The 979-nt window shown below is 51.5% G+C and carries 1 protein-coding gene; it reads right to left on the reverse strand.

Features of this window, described 5'->3' with window-relative positions; all coding sequences use genetic code 11:
* Positions 1-979, reverse strand: a 979-nt coding sequence (gene vopQ / locus R7Z50_RS25095; protein WP_318149437.1) for a type III secretion system effector VopQ, incomplete at both ends; no start/stop codon positions are given.

Consider the following 979-nt stretch of genomic DNA (forward strand, 5'->3'; position numbering starts at 1 on the left):
CGGACAGCAGGCATCAACCAATCCCAATCTTCACTTAGCAGCTTTTTAAATGCACCGTTCGCCGGAGATGCCGTCTGACTTGGCATGTCTTCATCGCTCAGTTTAAGCAGTGAGTCGACATCTGGAACGAGGTGTTCATTCGGGCTTGAGCCAAGCATTTGCTTGAGTGTTAAGCGTGCGGCCTCCATCTCTTGCGCTTCTTTTGGCGCTTGAGGTGAGCTCATTGATGTATCTTCTTTAGGACCAAGATACGCCATCAGTGCGCGAACTGCCGCCGGCTCTTGCATGCTAAAAGTGAAATCGCCCTTCACGTTTGAAATTTCCAAACGTGGCAGCACACCAGACATTGGCCCTTGTTTGAGTTGGTCTTGCACTTCGTTATTTAAGCCATACGCCCCAGCTTGGCCAGCAACAAAGCCCCCGCCGCTGATAATGCCAGTGGCTAAAGCAGTTCCAATGGCTTCTTTTGCTATCGGCGTAACCCCTGCCGTCGCCACAGAGCTTACACCAAACGTACCCAAACCGCCTGTCGCCATGCCAAGTGTGGCACCAACTGCGCCCTCAGCGGACAGCATCGCGTGACCAATGGCTAACGTTTGTTGCATTGGCATCGATAAGCGCTGATCTCTTCCCGGCAATTGCGAGATTTGTTCGAGTTGATGATGATACGCTTCGGCATCGCCATTGACGGACGCTTTATGAAGTTCACGCCCTGTGGCGACGAGTAAGCCCACGCCGGGTAACGCCAAATTGATGGCAGCGTTAACACCCGAGCCTTTCAGCTTCTCTTTTCCCATTTCCAACAACTGCGCGCCGAAACCGTCCATTTTCCCCGGATACTGGTTTTCCAAACTGACCTGCATACGCGGATCTTTGCTGATCGAATCAAACGTATTTTTGAGCTGCTGATAGGTGTCACCGTCGACTTTTACTTCATCAAGTAGGCTCACCACTTCCAAGATTTTTCGCTCGGTTAATG

The organism is Vibrio sp. 1249-1, assembly GCF_033340495.1.